This window comes from Pseudomonas sp. C 49-2 (assembly GCF_003970195.1).
Classification (GTDB): domain Bacteria; phylum Pseudomonadota; class Gammaproteobacteria; order Pseudomonadales; family Pseudomonadaceae; genus Aquipseudomonas; species Aquipseudomonas canadensis.
The window spans coordinates 1-18,278 of the sequence record NZ_RXYG01000006.1; the positions used below are offsets into that span (position 1 = coordinate 1).

Genomic DNA, 18,278 nt, shown 5'->3' on the forward strand with positions numbered 1-18,278 from the left:
GTCATGTTGACCTCTTGCGGCATCCAGTGGTTGGCGCAGCCGTCGAGGTACTTCTGCCAGGCCCAGTCGTACTTGAAGGGTACGAGTTGGTTGAGGTCGGCGCGGCAGTTGATCATGCGTTTTTCGTCAACGGCGACGCGGGCGGCGGAGCCTTCCAGCTCGGCGAGGCCTTCGGCGACGTCGAGTTTGTCGAGGGCGGCCTTGGCGCGCACGATGGCGGCGGAGTCACTGGCGGTGACGGCGCGGGCTTCGAGGGCTGCTTTGGCGCCATCGCCGTCGAGGCGGTCCATGTTGGCTTCGGTGGCGTGGCCGGCGTTGGCGCCTTTAGCGGCAACTTCGCCTTCTTCTTCTTTGTCGAATTCGTCCCAGCTCAGCATGACGTGTCGTCTCCTGCGTGAGGGCTCAAAGGTGCCCGTGTGAAACCGGATGGTTGGGTGTTCACACGGCCCTGAGGCCGCGGTGGATCTTAAGGAATCGTTTGTTGCAGCTAGCGCACGCATTAAACGGAATAGGGTTACGGGTGCTCTGCGTGAGGCTTGAGGTGCGGAGCGGTAGGTGCTTGCTCCAGCGGGAGGCCTCAGGTCTGGCTCTTCATCCCAGTGTAAAGGGATATTGCAGGCCCGATTTACCCGCGCATTATAGGGAAAAAATCGGCTTTGTGTTGTGGCGGATGCTCACGGATCGCAGACAAAAAGCCTACTTTTCAAGCCAAGACGCGGCTTTGCTGGGGTTGGCCGGAGGGACGAGCGGCAGGATTTTTTTCGAGGGGGCGCAGCGAGGGGAGGAGGGGGCCGGTTCTTTGCCGCAAGAACGATTTCTTGCGGCGAACAAGATCACACTAATGAAGTTATTACCCGTTAGAACAACCGTTGCCCATCACATGGTAATTAAGAATATGACGCTGACCTTGTGAGTCTTCATATTCCATCTTCACCGGTACAACTTCGCACACTTCCGGAATACTGCTCATGGACAATACTTTGGCAACATCCAAGTGGGTGCTGTAAGTGTAGTCTTCAACGATCGGGGTGTTGCGGCCAGCTACGTCAGTCGGGGCTTCGTCGGCCAGGGCGGCGGTTGCGCACAAGCTGCTGAGGGCCATAACTACTAAAGCTTTCATTTCTCTATTTACCTTATTTAGGTCGAATGGGGTCACGGGGCCCTTGTGAGGCCGCGTGTGTAACTTGAAGATTTGGAAGTTCGGATTAAGGTTGCCTTCGTGGGGGCTGTTGCGTTGTTAATCACTGCGGTATGTAACCAAAGTGCCTTGTTGGCGGAGTTGATTTTAGGCCCCCAGGTTATATTCATATACCCGTACTTTTGATAAACACTATTGGCGGTTTTTGTAACAATCCCGTGGTAAAGCTTTTTTCACATGGCTGCGAAACGCCGCAGCCCGCGGGCTAGAGGTGCAAACGGGGATATCAGGGCAATTTGTAGGGGCTTGTTACTACCATCGTCGAATGGTTCTATAGGTCAGCCCCGGCTACAACAGGGCCATACAAAAACAACTATGTCACCGAGGTAAGAAAGATGAGTGCGGCTTCCCTGTACCCCGTCCGCCCCGAAGTAGCAGCCAACACGCTGACCGACGAGGCGACCTACAAGGCCATGTACCAGCAGTCGGTGGTCAACCCCGATGGCTTCTGGCGCGAGCAAGCCAAGCGCCTTGACTGGATCAAGCCTTTCACCACGGTGAAGCAGACCTCGTTCGACGATCACCATGTCGATATCAAGTGGTTCGCCGATGGCACCCTGAACGTTTCCTACAACTGCCTGGACCGTCACCTCGCCGAGCGCGGCGACCAGATCGCGATCATCTGGGAGGGCGATGATCCTGCCGAGAGCCGCAACATCACTTATCGCGAGCTGCATGAAGAAGTCTGCAAGTTCGCCAACGCCCTGCGCGGCCAGGATGTGCACCGCGGCGACGTGGTGACCATCTATATGCCGATGATCCCCGAAGCCGTGGTCGCCATGCTGGCCTGTACCCGTATCGGTGCGATCCACTCCGTGGTGTTTGGCGGTTTCTCGCCGGAAGCCCTGGCTGGTCGTATCATCGACTGTAAGTCGAAGGTGGTGATCACTGCCGATGAAGGCATTCGCGCCGGTAAGAAAATTCCGTTGAAGGCCAACGTCGACGACGCCTTGACCAACCCGGAAACCAGCAGCATCCAGAAGGTCATCGTGTGCAAGCGCACCAATGGCCAGATCAAGTGGAACCAGCATCGCGACATCTGGTACGAAGACCTGATGAAAGTGGCGGGCACCGTGTGTGCGCCCAAAGAGATGGGCGCCGAAGAAGCGCTGTTCATCCTCTACACCTCCGGTTCCACCGGCAAGCCGAAGGGCGTGCAGCACACCACCGGCGGCTATCTGCTGTACGCCGGCCTGACCCACGAGCGCGTGTTCGACTACCGCCCGGGCGAAATCTACTGGTGCACCGCCGACGTCGGCTGGGTCACTGGCCACACTTATATTGTCTACGGCCCGCTGTCCAATGGCGCGACCACGCTGCTGTTCGAAGGCGTGCCGAACTACCCGGATATCACGCGGGTGGCGAAGATCGTCGACAAGCACAAGGTCAATATCCTCTACACTGCGCCGACCGCGATCCGCGCGATGATGGCTTCCGGCACCGCTGCCTGTGAAGGCGCCGATGGCAGCAGCCTGCGCCTGCTTGGCTCGGTGGGTGAGCCGATTAACCCAGAGGCGTGGGACTGGTACTACAAGAACGTCGGCCAATCCCGTTGCCCGATTGTCGACACCTGGTGGCAGACCGAAACCGGCGGCAACATGATGAGCCCGCTGCCGGGCGCCCATGCGCTCAAGCCGGGTTCGGCGGCACGGCCATTCTTTGGCGTGGTGCCGGCGCTGGTGGATAACCTGGGCAACCTGATCGAAGGCGCGGCCGAAGGCAACCTGGTGATCCTCGATTCGTGGCCAGGCCAGGCGCGTACGCTGTACGGCGACCATGACCGCTTCGTCGACACCTACTTCAAGACCTTCCGTGGCATGTACTTCACTGGTGACGGTGCGCGTCGTGACGAAGACGGTTACTACTGGATCACCGGTCGCGTGGACGACGTATTGAACGTGTCCGGCCACCGTATGGGCACTGCCGAGATCGAGAGCGCCATGGTTGCCCACCCTAAAGTCGCTGAAGCAGCGGTGGTGGGTGTGCCACACGATATCAAGGGGCAGGGCATCTATGTGTATGTCACGCTCAAAAATGGCGAAGAACCGAACGAAGCGCTGCGCCTGGAGTTGAAAAACTGGGTGCGCAAGGAAATCGGGCCGATTGCTTCGCCAGACGTGATCCAGTGGGCACCTGGCTTGCCGAAGACGCGGTCGGGGAAAATCATGCGCCGTATCCTGCGCAAGATTGCCACGGCCGAGTATGACGGTTTGGGCGATATCTCCACTCTGGCGGATCCAGGTGTGGTCGCGCATTTGATCGAGACGCACAAGACCATGAACGTCGCATAAGGCGGGATAGTCAGATAAAGCCCCACTTGGCGTAGGCCGGGTGGGGCTTTTTTGTGGGATCTTGAAACCAATGGAGATCAAATGTGGGAGGGGGCTTGCCCCCGATGGCAGTGTGTCAGCGGCCATATTTGGCGCTGATCCAACGCTATCGGGGGCAAGCCCCCTCCCACATGGGATCTGCGCCAGTCAAATAAATATCGGTTTTTCGTGTAGGGCGTTTCTGATTGTTACCGCCCGCCCTGAATGTGTAACCTCGCGCGCAAACCTGAGGCAATGTGCTACGTCTGCGCCCCGAAAAACCCCATTCCAGACACCCCTGGAAATAAGATTAAACGCCAGACTTGCCGTGCTAGAAGGGTTTGCGAATAATAGGCCCGCAATTTGCAGCGTCTACAGGTTTAATGTCTTTTGTCTCTGCATAAAATACAGAGGCTGTCAATGAGCTGGAACCGCTTTCTCGGTGCTTCTGTAAATTGTTGTCGCATTGAGGAAATATCGGCTTCCGGCCTGTCGTTAGAATGCCGATCACTCGCTCGTCGTCTCCAGTGTGTAGCTGGTGTAGGACGCAGCACCGCAATTCGGTTTCCCTTAAGTCGCATCGTGGGCCATGGCTCATACTGCTGTTTTGCCCTATACCGATGGAGTCCCAAGATGAAGAAACTCGTGCTGTTGGGCGCCCTGGCGCTGTCCGTGCTGTCCATGCAGGCTTTCGCTGAAGGCAAGCCCCTGAAAATTGGTATCGAAGCGGCTTACCCTCCGTTTGCCTCCAAAGCGCCCGATGGCAGCATCGTCGGTTTTGACTACGACATCGGCAACGCCCTGTGCAAGCAGATGGACGTGAAGTGCACTTGGGTCGAGCAAGAGTTCGACGGCCTGATCCCTGCGCTGAAAGTGCGCAAGATCGACGCGATCCTGTCGTCCATGTCCATCACGGAAGACCGCAAGAAGTCCGTGGACTTCACCAACCGCTATTACCTGAGCCCAGCGCAACTGGTGATGAAGGAAGGCACCACCGTCAGCAACAGCCTGGCTGAATTGAAGGGTAAGAAAATCGGTGTACAACGCGGTTCGATCCACGATCGTTTCGCCAAGGAAGTCCTGGCTCCTAAAGGCGCCACGGTTGTGCCTTACAGCTCGCAGAACGAAATCTACCTGGACGTGGAAGCCGGTCGCCTCGACGGCACCGTGGCCGACGCCACCCTGCTGCAAGACGGCTTCTTGAAGACGCCAGCCGGTAAAGGCTACGCGTTCGTGGGCCCACAGTTCACCGACGACAAGTACTTCGGTGACGGCATCGGCATCGCCGTACGCAAAGGCGACAAGGAAAACCTGGACCGCATCAACGCAGCCATTGCCGCGATCCGTGCCAACGGTGAGTACAAGAAAATCCAGGACAAGTACTTCGACTTCGATATCTACGGCGCTGACCCTAAGTAAATCGTCGTAGCTGTCTGTTCGAAATGGCGCAAGCAACAGAATTCCTGAGGTTTGCGCCATTTTTTCATCCCCCTTTTCGAGGACCTGAATCATGTTGAAAGGCTACGGGGCCGTCATCCTCGATGGCGCATGGTTGACGCTTCAGCTCGCCTTGTCGTCCATGGCCTTGGCCATTGTTCTGGGTCTGATCGGGGTCGCGTTACGCCTGTCGCCGGTGCGCTGGTTGGCTTGGCTGGGTGACTTGTACTCCACGGTGATCCGCGGGATCCCCGACCTGGTGCTGATCCTGCTGATTTTCTACGGCGGTCAGGACCTGCTCAACCGCGTCGCGCCGATGCTGGGCTACGACGACTATATCGACTTGAACCCCTTGGCCGCCGGTATCGGCACCCTGGGTTTCATCTTTGGCGCCTACTTGTCGGAAACCTTCCGTGGCGCCTTCATGGCCATTCCCAAGGGCCAGGCCGAGGCCGGCCTTGCGTATGGCATGAGCAGTTTCCAAGTGTTTTTCCGGGTGATGGTGCCGCAGATGATCCGGCTGGCGATCCCCGGTTTCACCAACAACTGGCTGGTCCTCACCAAGGCCACTGCGCTGATTTCGGTGGTGGGCCTGCAAGACATGATGTTCAAGGCCAAGCAGGCGGCAGACGCCACCCGCGAACCTTTTACCTTCTTCCTCGCAGTGGCGGCGATGTACCTGGTGATCACCAGCGTGTCGTTGCTGGCCTTGCGTCATCTTGAGAAGCGCTACTCGGTAGGCGTAAGGGCGGCTGATCTATGATCTTCGACTACAACGTCATCTGGGAGGCCATGCCGCTGTACCTTGGCGGCTTGCTGACCACCCTGAAACTGCTCGCCATCTCGCTGTTCTTCGGCCTGCTCGCTGCCTTGCCTTTGGGCTTGATGCGCGTGTCCAAGCAGCCGATCGTCAACGGCGCGGCCTGGCTCTACACCTACGTGATCCGTGGCACGCCGATGCTGGTGCAGCTGTTTTTGATCTACTACGGCCTGGCCCAATTTGAAGTGGTGCGCGAAAGCTTCCTCTGGCCGCTGCTGTCCAGCGCCACCTTCTGTGCGTGCCTGGCCTTCGCGATCAACACCAGCGCCTACACTGCCGAGATCATTGCCGGTAGCCTCAAGGCCACTCCCAATGGCGAGATCGAAGCGGCCAAGGCCATGGGCATGTCGCGCTACAAACTGTATCGCCGCATCCTGTTGCCATCGGCCTTGCGCCGTGCGCTGCCGCAGTACAGCAACGAAGTGATCATGATGCTGCAGACCACCAGCCTGGCCTCCATCGTCACCCTGATCGACATCACCGGCGCCGCGCGTACGGTGAACGCCCAGTTCTACCTGCCGTTCGAAGCCTACATCACCGCCGGCGTGTTCTACCTGTGCCTGACCTTCATTCTGGTGCGCCTGTTCAAGTTGGCCGAGCGCCGCTGGCTGAGCTACCTGGCTCCACGGAAGCATTGATATGGAACGTATCGATCACCTGTTGCCTTGGGGCCACCTGGGCTGCGAGCGTCAACTGAGCGTATTCCGTTTCGGCCAGGGCGAGCGCAAGGCGTATATCCAGGCCAGCCTGCACGCTGATGAATTGCCCGGCATGCGCGCCGCGTGGGAGCTGAAAAAGCGCCTCGCCGAACTGGAACAGCAAGGCGCGCTTAACGGCGTGATCGAGCTGGTGCCGGTGGCCAACCCAATGGGCCTGGGCCAACTGCTGCAAGGCAGCCACCAGGGCCGTTTCGAGGTGGGCAGCGGCAAGAACTTCAACCGTGATTTCGTCGAGTTGAGCGAGCCGGTTGCCGAGTTGCTCAGCGGCAAGTTGGGTGATGACCCCCACGCCAATGTGCGTTTGATCCGTCAGGCGATGAGCGATGTACTCAGCGCGTTGCCCGAGCCAAGCAGCCAGTTGCAAGGCATGCAGCGCATCTTGCTGAGCCACGCCTGCACCGCCGATGTGGTGCTCGACCTGCATTGCGACGCCGAAGCCGCACTGCACATGTACGCACTGCCGCAGCACTGGCCGCAGTGGCGTTCGCTGTCGGCGCATTTGAATGTGAAGGTCGGCCTGCTGGCGGAAGACTCCGGCGGCAGTTCGTTCGATGAGGCCTGTTCGCTGCCGTGGTTGCGTTTGTCTCAGGCGTTTCCTGAGTCGCAAATCCCGTTGGCTTGCCTGGCGACTACGCTGGAGCTGGGCGGTCAGGCCGATACCGGGCGTGACGAGGCGATTTTTCACGCCGAAGGTATTCTCGCGTTCCTCGCTGAGCAGGGCTTGATCAAGGGCGAATGGCCTGCACCGCAATTCGAACCTTGCGAAGGCGTGCCTTTCGAGGGCACTGAATTGCTGTTCGCGCCCCACGCCGGGGTGATCAGTTACCTGCGCAAAGCCGGTGAATGGATCGAAAAAGGCGAGCCGATTTTTGAAGTGATTGATCCCCTGGAAGACCGCGTCAGCACCATCTGTGCAGGTACTTCGGGGGTGTTGTTTGCCGTTGAACGGCTACGTTATGCCCAAGCGGGTTTCTGGCTGGCCAAGGTGGCGGGGCGCGAAGCGCTGCGTCACGGGCGCTTGCTCAACGACTGACCACCTGTTTTTGTGAGAACCGACCGCATGTACAAACTTGAAGTCCAAGACCTGCATAAACGCTATGGCAGTCATGAAGTGCTCAAAGGCGTGTCCCTGGCCGCCGCAGCCGGTGATGTGATCAGCATCATCGGTTCCAGTGGTTCGGGCAAAAGTACCTTTTTGCGCTGCATCAACCTGCTGGAGCAACCCCACGCCGGCAAGATTCTGCTGAACAACGAAGAGCTGAAACTGGTGGCCAACAAGGACGGCGCCATGAAGGCTGCCGACCCTAAGCAACTGCAACGCATGCGTTCGCGGCTGTCCATGGTGTTCCAGCATTTCAACCTGTGGTCACACATGACCGCGATTGAAAACGTGATGGAAGCCCCGGTGCACGTGCTGGGCGTGTCGAAGAAAGAAGCCCGTGAAAAGGCCGAGCATTACCTGGCCAAGGTCGGTGTGGGTCATCGTAAAGATGCGTTCCCTGGTCACATGTCCGGCGGCGAGCAGCAGCGCGTAGCCATCGCCCGTGCCTTGGCGATGGAACCGGAAGTGATGTTGTTCGACGAGCCAACCTCGGCGCTCGACCCGGAACTGGTCGGTGAAGTGCTCAAGGTGATGCAGGACCTGGCCCAGGAAGGCCGCACCATGGTGGTGGTGACCCATGAAATGGGCTTTGCCCGTGAAGTGTCGAACCAGCTTGTGTTTTTGCACAAAGGCATCGTCGAAGAGCGCGGCAACCCGCGTGAAGTGCTGGTGAACCCGCAGTCCGAGCGTTTGCAGCAGTTCCTTTCCGGGAGCTTGAAATAATGACCTCCTGTGAATAGGTAACCCCTGTGGGAGGGGGCTTGCCCCCGATTGCGGTACATCAGTTAGAAATGTTTATCTGACACACCGCCATCGGGGGCAAGCCCCCTCCCACATTGGATATGCATCGTTTTTGAGATTTGTACTCGATTACGGGCTAGCATTGGCCCTTGTCTTCATTACTGTTACTGGCTTCGGATAGCACTCCATGACCGCCCACAAAATTGGTTTCCTGATTTGGCCCAGCACAAAAGCCCTGACGCTTGCGCTGGCTGAGGAGGCCTTGCGCGTTGCCCAGCGGGTGCATCCGGATGTGGTCTACGAGCTGTCGTTCCTGCAAGCCGAACCGGCGACCGAAGGCGCCTGGCAACTGCCGGGCGAGCCATGGGCGGGCAAATTGGAAGGGTTCCAGAAGCTGTTCCTGCTGGCGGATGAACCGCCGACGGTCATCGCTTCCCAACTGAGCACCGCGCTCAAGCAACTGGTCCGCGCCGGCTGTGTGATCGGCGGCTTGTCGGCCGGTGTGTACCCGCTGGCCCAACTTGGCCTGCTCGACGGCTACCGCGCCGCCGTGCACTGGCGCTGGCAGGACGATTTCGCCGAGCGTTTCCCCAAGGTCATCGCCACCAGCCATCTGTTCGACTGGGACCGCGACCGTCTCACTGCCTGCGGTGGGATGTCGGTACTCGACCTGCTCTTGGCAGTGTTGGCCCGTGATCATGGCGCCGAACTGGCTGGTGCGGTGTCCGAGGAACTGGTGGTGGAGCGCATCCGTGAAGGCGGCGAGCGTCAGCGCATCCCGCTGCAAAACCGCCTGGGTTCCAGCCATCCAAAGCTGACCCAGGCTGTTTTGTTGATGGAGGCGAATATCGAAGAACCGCTGACCACCGACGAAATTGCCCAACATGTATGCGTGTCGCGACGACAGCTCGAACGGATCTTCAAGCAGTACCTCAACCGCGTCCCCAGCCAGTACTACCTGGAACTGCGCCTGAACAAGGCCCGTCAGATGCTCATGCAAACCAGCAAGTCGATCATCCAGATCGGCCTGTCGTGCGGCTTCTCCTCGGGGCCGCATTTCTCCAGCGCCTATCGCAATTTCTTCGGCGCCACGCCCCGGGAAGACCGTAACCAACGGCGCAGCAGCAGCCCGTTTGAGTTGTCGTCGGTGCCGTCCGAGCGCGGTTGACCGCCGGCGAGTCGTTATTCCTCCATGGGCTCTGGGGAGCTGGATCTCACCAGTGGATTGCCGTTTGCATCCAGGCCCGCTGCCGCCACCTCCAAGTCGTCACCGGTTTGCATGTAGTACTGCCTGAGGATGTCCAGACTCGCTGCCGACAATGGGTTGCCGCTCAGGTCTGATGCGGTGTCGAGCTGCGTGGCCAGTTGTAAAAAGTCCGCAGGAACCTCTTCGATCAAATTGTCGCTCAAGTCCAAGGTGCGCAACTCGCGCAAGGCGAATAGCCCTTGTGGGATTTGAGTAATGTCGGTGTCTGGCAGAATCAGCGTTTCCAGTTCAGACAGATGACTGACGTCGGGTGTGAGGCCCAGCGGGTTGCCGCTCAGGTCCAGGTACTGCAGGGTCCTCATCCCCGACAAGGCGTCGGCACTGGTGGGTGTCAAACGAATAGCAGATTCGGTCAGGCTGAGGGCGTTGAGCTCAGTCAGACTTAACGCGGTGAGGGGAATATCGCCCAGGCTGAATCGTGAGATGACCAGGCCCCTGAGTTTGGGGAAGCATTTGAGCAGTCCGTCGATACGGGTGGTGGTGCCATTGCCTTCAAGGTCGAGTGTTGTCACATGCTCAAACCGGGCGCTCAATTCGGGTAGCTCCCCTAGGATCGGCGCCTCAAAGGTCAGCTTATAGCTCGGCTCAAACCTGTCGTTGTTGTCGTCCAGTTCGCTTTCGCGGCGCCAGGCTTCTTCAAGCAGCGCTTTGAATGCCCGTCGATTGAGCTGATCCTGTGCCCGCGTTTGCTCATCCAATGGCGTGTCCACGATCGGGTGGCGCTCTGGCACATTCACCACCCATGCTTCAAGGTCGGTGCGCAGTTTGGCGTATTCGGCTTCAAGTTGTCCGATGGCAGGCTCTGCCGCGTCCAGGTCACCGGGTCGCTCAAAAAAGAAGCGGCTGGCTTCGTTTTCGGTGAAGGTGGGGTACAGCGCTTCGATCCTTTCTCGCAACGACGTCGGCGCATCGACGCGCCAATGCTCGCCCGTGCGCTGGCAATGGCGTTTGATCTGCATCAGTGCCGAGCGGTTCAGTGGGTTGCGGGAGAGGTCGAAGACGGCGGTGACTGAGTCGGGCAGCCTGAACATGCTGTCGGGAACCTGGGTGATCAGGTTATTGCTCAGGTTGACGTGTTGGCGCTCCACGGCCGTCAGCAGGCTGTCGGGAATTTGCGTCAAGCCGGTGTCTTCAAGCGCGATGCTGGACAGCCTGGGCAGCGCGCTGAAATCAGGCAGTTGGCCCAGAGGGTTATGACTCAAGTCCAGTGTTCCCAACTCGTTCAGCGTGGCGAGTGATGCGGCACTCTCGGTTGATAAGGTGAGCGCGCAACGGGGCAGACGCAACGAGGTCAATTGGGGCAGGTCCCATAACGAAGCGGGAACATCACCCATCACATAACCCTCGATAAACAAGTGGTTAAGGGTGGGGAACCCTCTGAAAAAAAGCGACGATTGCAAGGGAAATGGCGCCTGCGCACCCTTCAGGCGCAATGCAGACACATGCCTGAAGACACCGCTGTCCAGTGATGGGAATGTGCCTGTAACAGGTTGCGGGCTTTCCACGGCGAACGTGGGAATGACCTTGGGGCTGCTCGTATCCAGTGCACCTTCTCGGCGCCAGCAGGCTTGGAGTTCCTCTTTGAATGCCTCTCGCCGGGCTTGCTCCTCCGGTGCGGGGGCTTGCTGTGCCCATGTATCAAGCCCGTCGGACAGGTCAGCATATTCGACTTCCAGTCGCGCCAGTTCGATCTGGCCCATTTCAATATTGCCAGACAGACCAAAGAGAAAGCGGTTGACTTCGTTCACGCTGAAGTCCGGGAAAAGCGTATTGACGCGCTGAATATCGATTGCCAATGCGTCGATGTCCCAATAATGACCTGTTCGCTGGTAATAGCTTTTTACCTGCTCCAAGGTCGCTCGCGACAGGGGATTGCCCGAGAGGCCGAAGGTGGTTGGGGTGTCGGCGGGCAGATCGAAAAGCGCGGAAGGCAGCTGTGTAATCTGGTTTTGGGACAGCATTGCCAGCTCCAGCGATGTTCGGCTGAGCAGACCGACAGGTACATTGGAAATGCCAGTCTCGGATAGGTCCAGAAAGCGCAGTTCAATCATGCGTTCAACGTTTGGGGTCAAGTCCAGCGGGTTGTTGTACAGGTCCAGGGTTCGAAGTCTATTCATGGCCGTCAGCGCATTCAGGCTGTCGGGTGTCAGGGTGATACCGCAGTCGCTGAGGACCAATGTGTTGAGGCGTGGCATTGCGCTGAGAGAGGGTGGCAGTTGACCCAGTTGGGCATTGGCGATGCTGAGGTGGCGAATGTTGGGAAAGCTACGCAAAAAACCATCGACGTTATTCAGTGCTGTCTTGTTGCCATTGAGTTCAAGGTAGGAAATATGCTCGAAATTGGCCTGCAGCGCCGGTAGCTCTCCATACAGAATGGCGTGCGATTTGAGTTTCTCACCGTTTTGGCTGGGATGCTCGAAGTAGGTATCTGTCTCGGTTTCCCGGCGCCAGGCGCTCAAGAGTTCACGCCAGAAAAGCACGCGGTTTTGCCGCATGTCACTGTATTCCTGACGGCCCATGTTCACCTCGCTGTCCGGGTAGCGGCGCGGGGTGCGGGCTGCCCAGTCGGCCAGGACACGATTAAGTTGCAGATACTCTTGGCGTAGGGCGGTTAATGCCGGAAAGGCTCCACCCGGACGGCGTTCCAGTGCCTGGATCATCTCACCGATTTGTTCATCGGTGCGGGCTGGATACAGCTCTCGTGCCAACGCCTGCGCGCTGGGCTGTTCAGCCGGTGCAGCCGGTGGGTAGTTGTCCATGCCCAGCAGGCGCAGATGGGTGCGGGTGTCGGTAGGCGCGCGGGCGGGCTCGGCGGTGATCAGCTTGCGCAAGGGGGCGCGTTTCAGTGCATGGGTGCGCAGGGCCAGCCGCAGGGCGGGGCCTTGGCCGATGCGTAGGCCCAGGGCGTTGCGCTCGGCATCGGGCAGGGCCTGGAGCACCGCGTTGTACAGGTCGGTTGCGCCGAACAGTTCGCCGCTGTCGTCTTGCGGGGTGTAACGCCCATCGGGCGAGCGCACCAGGACTCTTTTGATGCGTGCCTTGGGTTTGCCGATGGCACCCAGGAGGGTGACCTCGGGCGTGGAGCTTCTGATCTCAATGCGCACCTTTTTTCCTGCCCAGCCGGGCAATTGCTCCAGGGAGTGCAAGGCCAGTCGGTGGGTGTCGAGGGTGTCCGTCGAGTCGAGGTATAAACCGTCGTAGGCATGGTTCACCCTGGCTTCGTCTCGCAACGCTTGGGCCAGCTCGGTCAAGCGCGCGGGGACTGTTCCTTCGTCAATGGCCTTGAGTTCCTGGCTGTTGGCGGTGTCCAGCAGGGCGTCGGCTGCGGTGAGCGGCAATCCGGGTGTGTTGTCGACCATGGCCTGTTGGCGAGGGGTGACAGGGCGATCCAGCTTTTGGTAGCGGGTGTTGAACAATTCAGCGCGATGCGATTGAGCCAGTCCGGCCAGTTTTTTCCTGAGTTTAAGCGCGCGATTGTCCAGGGAGGTTGGCGGGTCGCCGAATGCTTCTCCCAGCAAGGTTTTGCGTTGGGGTTCATCCAGCGCTTCCAGCAGGGTTTTCAGTAAGTCACCGTTTTTCAACTGGGCTTCGAGTATTTGCACCACGCTGGCGTTTGTTTCGCCGGGCAACTCCCAGGCGGTTCTGCCTTCGGCATCTACAAACCGCAGGGTCTTGGCTTTTGGCCAAAGGTCCAGGTTGGCCAGCAGGTGCAGTTGGGACTGCGCATCGGCCCGCTTGAAAACCGCGGGATCATCGCTGTTCATTTGATCAATGAAGTCCTGCAGCGTCTGGTCGATCTGGAAGCGGTCAATGGTATCGGTCAGCAAGGGGGGTGGCTGGTGCCGGTTGATGTACATCTTGCGCAACGCGCCGTCGTCCGTGGCGCTGATGCGCCGAGCGGTGACCAATTGTTCATCGCTGAGCCCGGCTGTTTTAGGGCCTTGGCGTTTCATGAGGGTGGCGCTGTCCCAGCTCAGGGGGGTGTCCAGTTCGCTCACCCAAGTACCTTTGCCGTTGGTCAGCAGGGGCGGGCGGTAAGCGTTGGCCCTGGTGGGGTGTTGAAGGTAAGGCTGCTGGGTGACAGGGTCCTTCTGTACAACAAACAGTTTGTCCGGGAGCAGCAGGATATTTTTACCGTTGTGGGCGTGCAGGCCCTCGGCGTTTGGATAGGCGTGGTCGGCCAGTTTGATAGCGTGGGCGTAGGGTGCAAGGTCTGGCTTCCAGAGTCGTGCCTTGCCGTTGGGTAACGTGACGGGCTTGAGACCATTGAAAAACGTGATGACTTCGGCAGGCAGCGCAGCACGCAAGGCGCCAGCGGCCAGTGGCGCGCCCGCGATGAACAGGCCCAATTCTAATCCTTGCTCCACGAATGACAGAAAATGCCCCCAAGCTACGGTCGCGTCGCCCACAGCCAGGTCGATGATCCATTCAAAGGCGTCATCAAGCATTTGATAGGCGGCGTAGCCGAGCATCAACAGGCCCACGGGGGGGACAAATGGAGCGACAATCAGCGCTGCGATTTGCAGGATGGCCGCGGCCACTTTCTGCACGATGTCCCAGCGCTCCCAGCGTACTCGCTGATCGACGCTGGCGGTGGACACCGCGATAATGCGGGCATCGTTGAACACCTTGCTGAATTTTGTCTGAAACAGATGCTCGAACAGGTTGCCGCTGATGCTGGAGGCGCTGAACGTCAGGTGTGGCTTATCGATGGGGGTCTCGCGCCAGGAGGGCAGTGGATCGTCACGTGTGTGCTCGTGCCAAGTGACCTTGGACAGCCTGCGGTTGAGGTCGGCAAAGAAGAGGCCGCGGTCTTCGTGATTGACGAAGCGGCTGAAGAACTGTTGATACTCAGCGGTGCGCAGGTTGTTGCCCAGTGCGGTCATGAAGTCGACGAGTGTGGGGTAATGCTTGAGCGGCGCGTAAGGGTCGTCCGGGATATAGGCGATAACGCCTACCGGGCGACGGCTGCCAATGTTCTCGGCAAACAGCACGATGCCGGTGAGTGGGGTGGACATGATGCTCAGGTTGTAACACCGCAGCGGTAGGCAGGTACTCAGGCTGCCGTCGCTGTTGATCAGGCGTTGCAAGAGTATGAATGACTGATCATCGTGCAGATCGTCTTTCATCCAAGCCATTTGCAGCGCGACGTGCAAGTTCGCTGCCTGGCTTTGCCTGACCTTCAATTTTAGGCTCGCCATGGCCACTGGGTTTTTGAAATCAAAGAATTGTTCAAGATAGCGCTGGTACTTGGCGCCGATGTCCAGTTCCCGGCACAAGGCAGTGAATTGCGCCACGGTGATTCGCGTGTGGAGCGCGGGCAGCCTGTCGAATTGTCCGGTGCTGGTGGGTTGGGTGATGAACGCCGATTGCGCTTCAAATGCCTCGCCGTCTTCAAAGTTGTGCAGGGCAGCGTCGATCAATGACACCGTCCAGGTTCTTGCGCCGCCTGATCGAACGGGGAACCAAGGTATCGTTTGGGGAATGTAGAGCCGCAGGTAAGTGGTTTTGACGTCAGTTTCGATACCGAAGCGTTGCTTGAGTAACTGTTGTAGCAGCGGCGCGCCGAAGTCTTGCGCCGACTTCATCTCGGCCAGGGTCTGGTCGAGCCGCAGTTGTGCCTCCCAGGCGGTATTCATGCGGTTTTTGAGACGGTCATGATCTTCCGGGGAGGCCGTTTTGTACCACTGCGCAAAGTCTGGCTTTACCGTGCGAAACGCTGCGCGCTTGTCAGGAGAGAGCTTGGGCAGCCAGTCGGGAACCGCCTGCGTGAGGATCTCCAGATGCAAGTCGCGATAAGTCGACAGGTCCGGGAGCGGGATGGAAGGAGTCGGTGGGGTCACGAGAGAACGCCTTTGTGTGATGAATAGGCGTGAGAGCAGACCAATTTCTTCCGACCGACCGGAGGTAGATAGATAGCCGACCACCCCTTGCGTTGCATCTATCTTGCTGAACACCTGCCGCTGCGACACCACAGTGTTTAAACTGCGCCATTGCGACGCTATTTGTCGCATTGGCGTAAACCCGCCAAAATCGCGGGTTGGCGCTATAAGAAGTTGTCGCTTGGCGGCAAGGCCGCGCTGAAAACTGTCCTTACAATCCCTGCATCGCCCGCCAGTTCCAGGCAGGCGTTCCTCTTCAGGAGACTCCGATGTCCGTTGAGCAAGCCCCGGTGCAACGTGCCGATTTCGACCAGGTCATGGTGCCTAACTACGCACCGGCCGCATTCATTCCTGTACGTGGCGAAGGTTCGCGCGTGTGGGACCAGGCGGGTCGCGAGCTGGTCGACTTTGCCGGCGGCATCGCGGTCAACGTATTGGGCCACGCCCACCCGGCGCTGGTCGGTGCACTGACCGAACAGGCCAACAAGCTGTGGCACGTCTCCAACGTTTTCACCAATGAGCCGGCCCTGCGCCTGGCCCACAAGCTGATCGACGCCACCTTTGCCGAGCGCGTGTTCTTCTGCAACTCCGGCGCCGAGGCCAACGAGGCCGCATTCAAACTGGCCCGTCGCGTTGCGTTCGACCGTTTCGGCAGCGAGAAATACGAGATCATCGCCGCGCTGAACAGCTTCCACGGTCGTACCCTGTTCACCGTCAACGTCGGTGGCCAGTCCAAGTACTCCGATGGTTTCGGTCCTAAAATCACCGGTATCACGCACGTGCCTTATAACGACCTGGCCGCGCTGAAAGCCGCCGTGTCGGACAAGACTTGCGCTGTGGTACTGGAGCCGATCCAGGGCGAAGGCGGCGTACTGCCGGCTGAGCTGGCTTACCTGCAAGGCGCCCGCGAGCTGTGCGACGCGAACAACGCGCTGCTGGTGTTCGACGAAGTGCAGACCGGCATGGGCCGCAGCGGCCATCTGTTCGCTTACCAGCATTACGGCGTGACCCCGGACATCCTTACCAGCGCCAAGAGCCTGGGCGGCGGTTTCCCGATCGCGGCGATGCTCACCACTGAAGCGCTGGCCAAGCACCTGGTCGTCGGCACTCACGGCACCACCTACGGCGGCAACCCGCTGGCGTGCGCGGTGGCCGAGGCGGTGATCGACGTGATTAACACCCCAGAGGTGCTGGCCGGCGTCAACGCCAAGCACGACCTGTTCAAGGCACGCCTGGAACAGATTGGCAAACAGTACGGCATCTTCACCGAAGTACGCGGCATGGGCCTGTTGATTGGTTGCGTGCTGAGCGATGCGTTCAAAGGCAAGGCCAAGGACGTGTTCAACGCGGCCGAGAAAGAAAACCTGATGATCCTGCAAGCCGGTCCGGACGTGGTGCGTTTTGCCCCGAGCCTGGTGGTGGAAGAGGCGGATATCAAGGAAGGCCTGGACCGTTTTGAGCGTGCAGTTAAAGCGCTGACGCAAGCTTGATGGACCGCTCGGCGTCCGAACAATCGGGCGCCGAACACAAATTCCAAAGGCCGGACTGGATCAAATGTGGGAGCTGGCTTGCCTGCGAAGACGGTGGTACAGGCAACATCTGTGCTGACTGACACGCCGTAATCGCGGGCAAGCCCGGCTCCCACATAGATTTGTTTACACCGTGAGAGCGGTGTGAGCAGTTCTCCTGTCCGGCATTTTTCCCTCTGTGAGTTTTTCGAGTTAAGGAGTGACACCATGCTGGTGATGCGCCCCGCGCAAATGGCTGATCTGGGCGAGGTACAGCGTCTGGCTGCGGACAGCCCGATTGGTGTCACCTCCTTGCCGGACGATGTGGAACGCCTGAGCGACAAGATCGCCGCCAGCGAAGCGTCCTTCGCGGCCGAGGTCAGTTTCAACGGCGAAGAGAGTTATTTCTTCGTGCTTGAAGACACCGAGACCGGCAAGCTCGCCGGTTGCTCGGCCATTGTCGCGTCGGCGGGCTACTCGGAACCTTTCTACAGTTTCCGTAACGAGACCTTCGTGCACGCCTCCCGCGAGCTGAAGATCCACAACAAGATCCATGTGCTTTCCCAGTGCCACGACCTCACCGGCAACAGCCTGCTCACCAGTTTTTATGTGGTGCCCGAGCTGGTCGGTTCGCCGTGGTCGGAACTCAACTCCCGTGGCCGCCTGCTGTTTGTCGCCAGCCACCCCGAGCGCTTTGCCGACTCGGTGGTGACCGAGATCGTCGGCTACAGCGATGAGAACGGCGACTCGCCGTTCTGGGACGCCATCGGGCGCAACTTCTTCGACCTCAACTACGCCGCCGCCGAGCGCTTGTGCGGGCTGAAAAGCCGTACCTTCCTCGCCGAGCTGATGCCGCACTATCCGATCTACGTGCCGCTGCTGCCGGACGAAGCCCAGGAAGCCATGGGCCAGGTGCACCCGCGTGCACAGATCACCTTCGACATCCTCATGCGCGAAGGCTTCGAGACCGACCATTACATCGACATCTTCGACGGTGGCCCGACGCTGCACGCACGGGTGTCGGGCATTCGCTCGATCGCCCAGAGCCGCGTGGTGCCGGTGAAGATCGGTGAGATGGTCAAGGGTGTCGGTCGCCAGTACCTGGTGAGCAACGCGCAGTTGCAGGATTACCGCGCGGTGATGCTGGAGCTGGACTATGCGCCGGGTAAACCGGTGACGTTGGACCTTGCAGCGGCCGAAGCCCTGGGTGTTGGTGAAGGCGCGAGCGTGCGCCTGGTAGCGGTTTAAAAAGAGAGTTTCGCGGGTGGCTGACAACAGCGGCCCGTTCGAGGAGA

The 18,278-nt window shown here is 59.2% G+C and carries 11 protein-coding genes and 1 pseudogene; 9 read left to right on the plus strand and 3 right to left on the minus strand.

Features of this window, described 5'->3' with window-relative positions; translation table 11 throughout:
- Nucleotides 1–377: pseudogene (locus EJ576_RS13175) on the minus strand (ribonucleotide-diphosphate reductase subunit beta); the annotation flags it as partial.
- 473 nt (nt 378–850) lie between these two features.
- Nucleotides 851–1,120 (minus strand): DUF2790 domain-containing protein, encoded by a 270-nt coding sequence (locus EJ576_RS13180; protein ID WP_028617622.1) that lies wholly within the window; start codon nt 1,118–1,120, stop codon nt 851–853.
- A gap of 413 nt (nt 1,121–1,533) precedes the next feature.
- Between EJ576_RS13180 and acs the strand changes: the two genes are divergently transcribed.
- The 7 genes from acs to EJ576_RS13215 all read left to right on the plus strand — a co-directional run bounded on the left by acs (nt 1,534) and on the right by EJ576_RS13215 (nt 9,494).
- Nucleotides 1,534–3,489, plus strand: a complete 1,956-nt coding sequence (acs, locus tag EJ576_RS13185; protein WP_122726361.1) for an acetate--CoA ligase — start codon at nt 1,534–1,536, stop codon at nt 3,487–3,489.
- Nucleotides 3,490–4,140: 651 nt separating this feature from the next.
- Entirely contained in the window at nt 4,141–4,926 is a 786-nt protein-coding gene (locus tag EJ576_RS13190) for an ABC transporter substrate-binding protein (protein ID WP_126570497.1), read from the plus strand.
- A gap of 91 nt (nt 4,927–5,017) precedes the next feature.
- Nucleotides 5,018–5,707: an ABC transporter permease gene (locus tag EJ576_RS13195; protein WP_010208305.1), complete on the plus strand. Its 690-nt coding sequence runs from the start codon at nt 5,018–5,020 to the stop codon at nt 5,705–5,707.
- Nucleotides 5,704–6,402 carry an ABC transporter permease gene (locus EJ576_RS13200; RefSeq protein WP_122726364.1) on the plus strand — a complete coding sequence of 233 codons (699 nt, stop codon included), beginning with the start codon at nt 5,704–5,706 and terminating at the stop codon, nt 6,400–6,402. Before EJ576_RS13195 ends, EJ576_RS13200 begins: the two co-directional genes overlap by 4 nt.
- 1 nt (nt 6,403) lies before the next feature.
- Nucleotides 6,404–7,516, plus strand: coding sequence for a succinylglutamate desuccinylase/aspartoacylase family protein (locus tag EJ576_RS13205; RefSeq protein ID WP_028617618.1), 1,113 nt, complete (start codon nt 6,404–6,406; stop codon nt 7,514–7,516).
- A gap of 27 nt (nt 7,517–7,543) precedes the next feature.
- Nucleotides 7,544–8,308 (plus strand): ABC transporter ATP-binding protein, encoded by a 765-nt coding sequence (locus tag EJ576_RS13210; RefSeq protein ID WP_010208310.1) that lies wholly within the window; start codon nt 7,544–7,546, stop codon nt 8,306–8,308.
- A gap of 205 nt (nt 8,309–8,513) precedes the next feature.
- Entirely contained in the window at nt 8,514–9,494 is a 981-nt protein-coding gene (locus EJ576_RS13215) for a GlxA family transcriptional regulator (protein WP_016979802.1), read from the plus strand.
- A gap of 14 nt (nt 9,495–9,508) precedes the next feature.
- Here the strand turns inward: EJ576_RS13215 and EJ576_RS13220 are convergent, their stop codons facing one another.
- Nucleotides 9,509–15,436 carry a dermonecrotic toxin domain-containing protein gene (locus EJ576_RS13220; RefSeq protein ID WP_126570498.1) on the minus strand — a complete coding sequence of 1,976 codons (5,928 nt, stop codon included), beginning with the start codon at nt 15,434–15,436 and terminating at the stop codon, nt 9,509–9,511.
- A gap of 308 nt (nt 15,437–15,744) precedes the next feature.
- Between EJ576_RS13220 and EJ576_RS13225 the strand changes: the two genes are divergently transcribed.
- Both EJ576_RS13225 and aruF read left to right on the plus strand, forming a co-directional pair.
- Nucleotides 15,745–16,965, plus strand: a complete 1,221-nt coding sequence (locus EJ576_RS13225) for an aspartate aminotransferase family protein (protein ID WP_126570499.1) — start codon at nt 15,745–15,747, stop codon at nt 16,963–16,965.
- 246 nt (nt 16,966–17,211) lie between these two features.
- The gene (gene aruF, locus EJ576_RS13230) at nt 17,212–18,231 is read left to right on the plus strand and encodes an arginine/ornithine succinyltransferase subunit alpha (RefSeq protein ID WP_003175655.1); all 1,020 of its coding nucleotides are present in this window, start codon (nt 17,212–17,214) and stop codon (nt 18,229–18,231) included.
- The last annotated feature ends 47 nt before the right edge of the window (nt 18,232–18,278 follow it).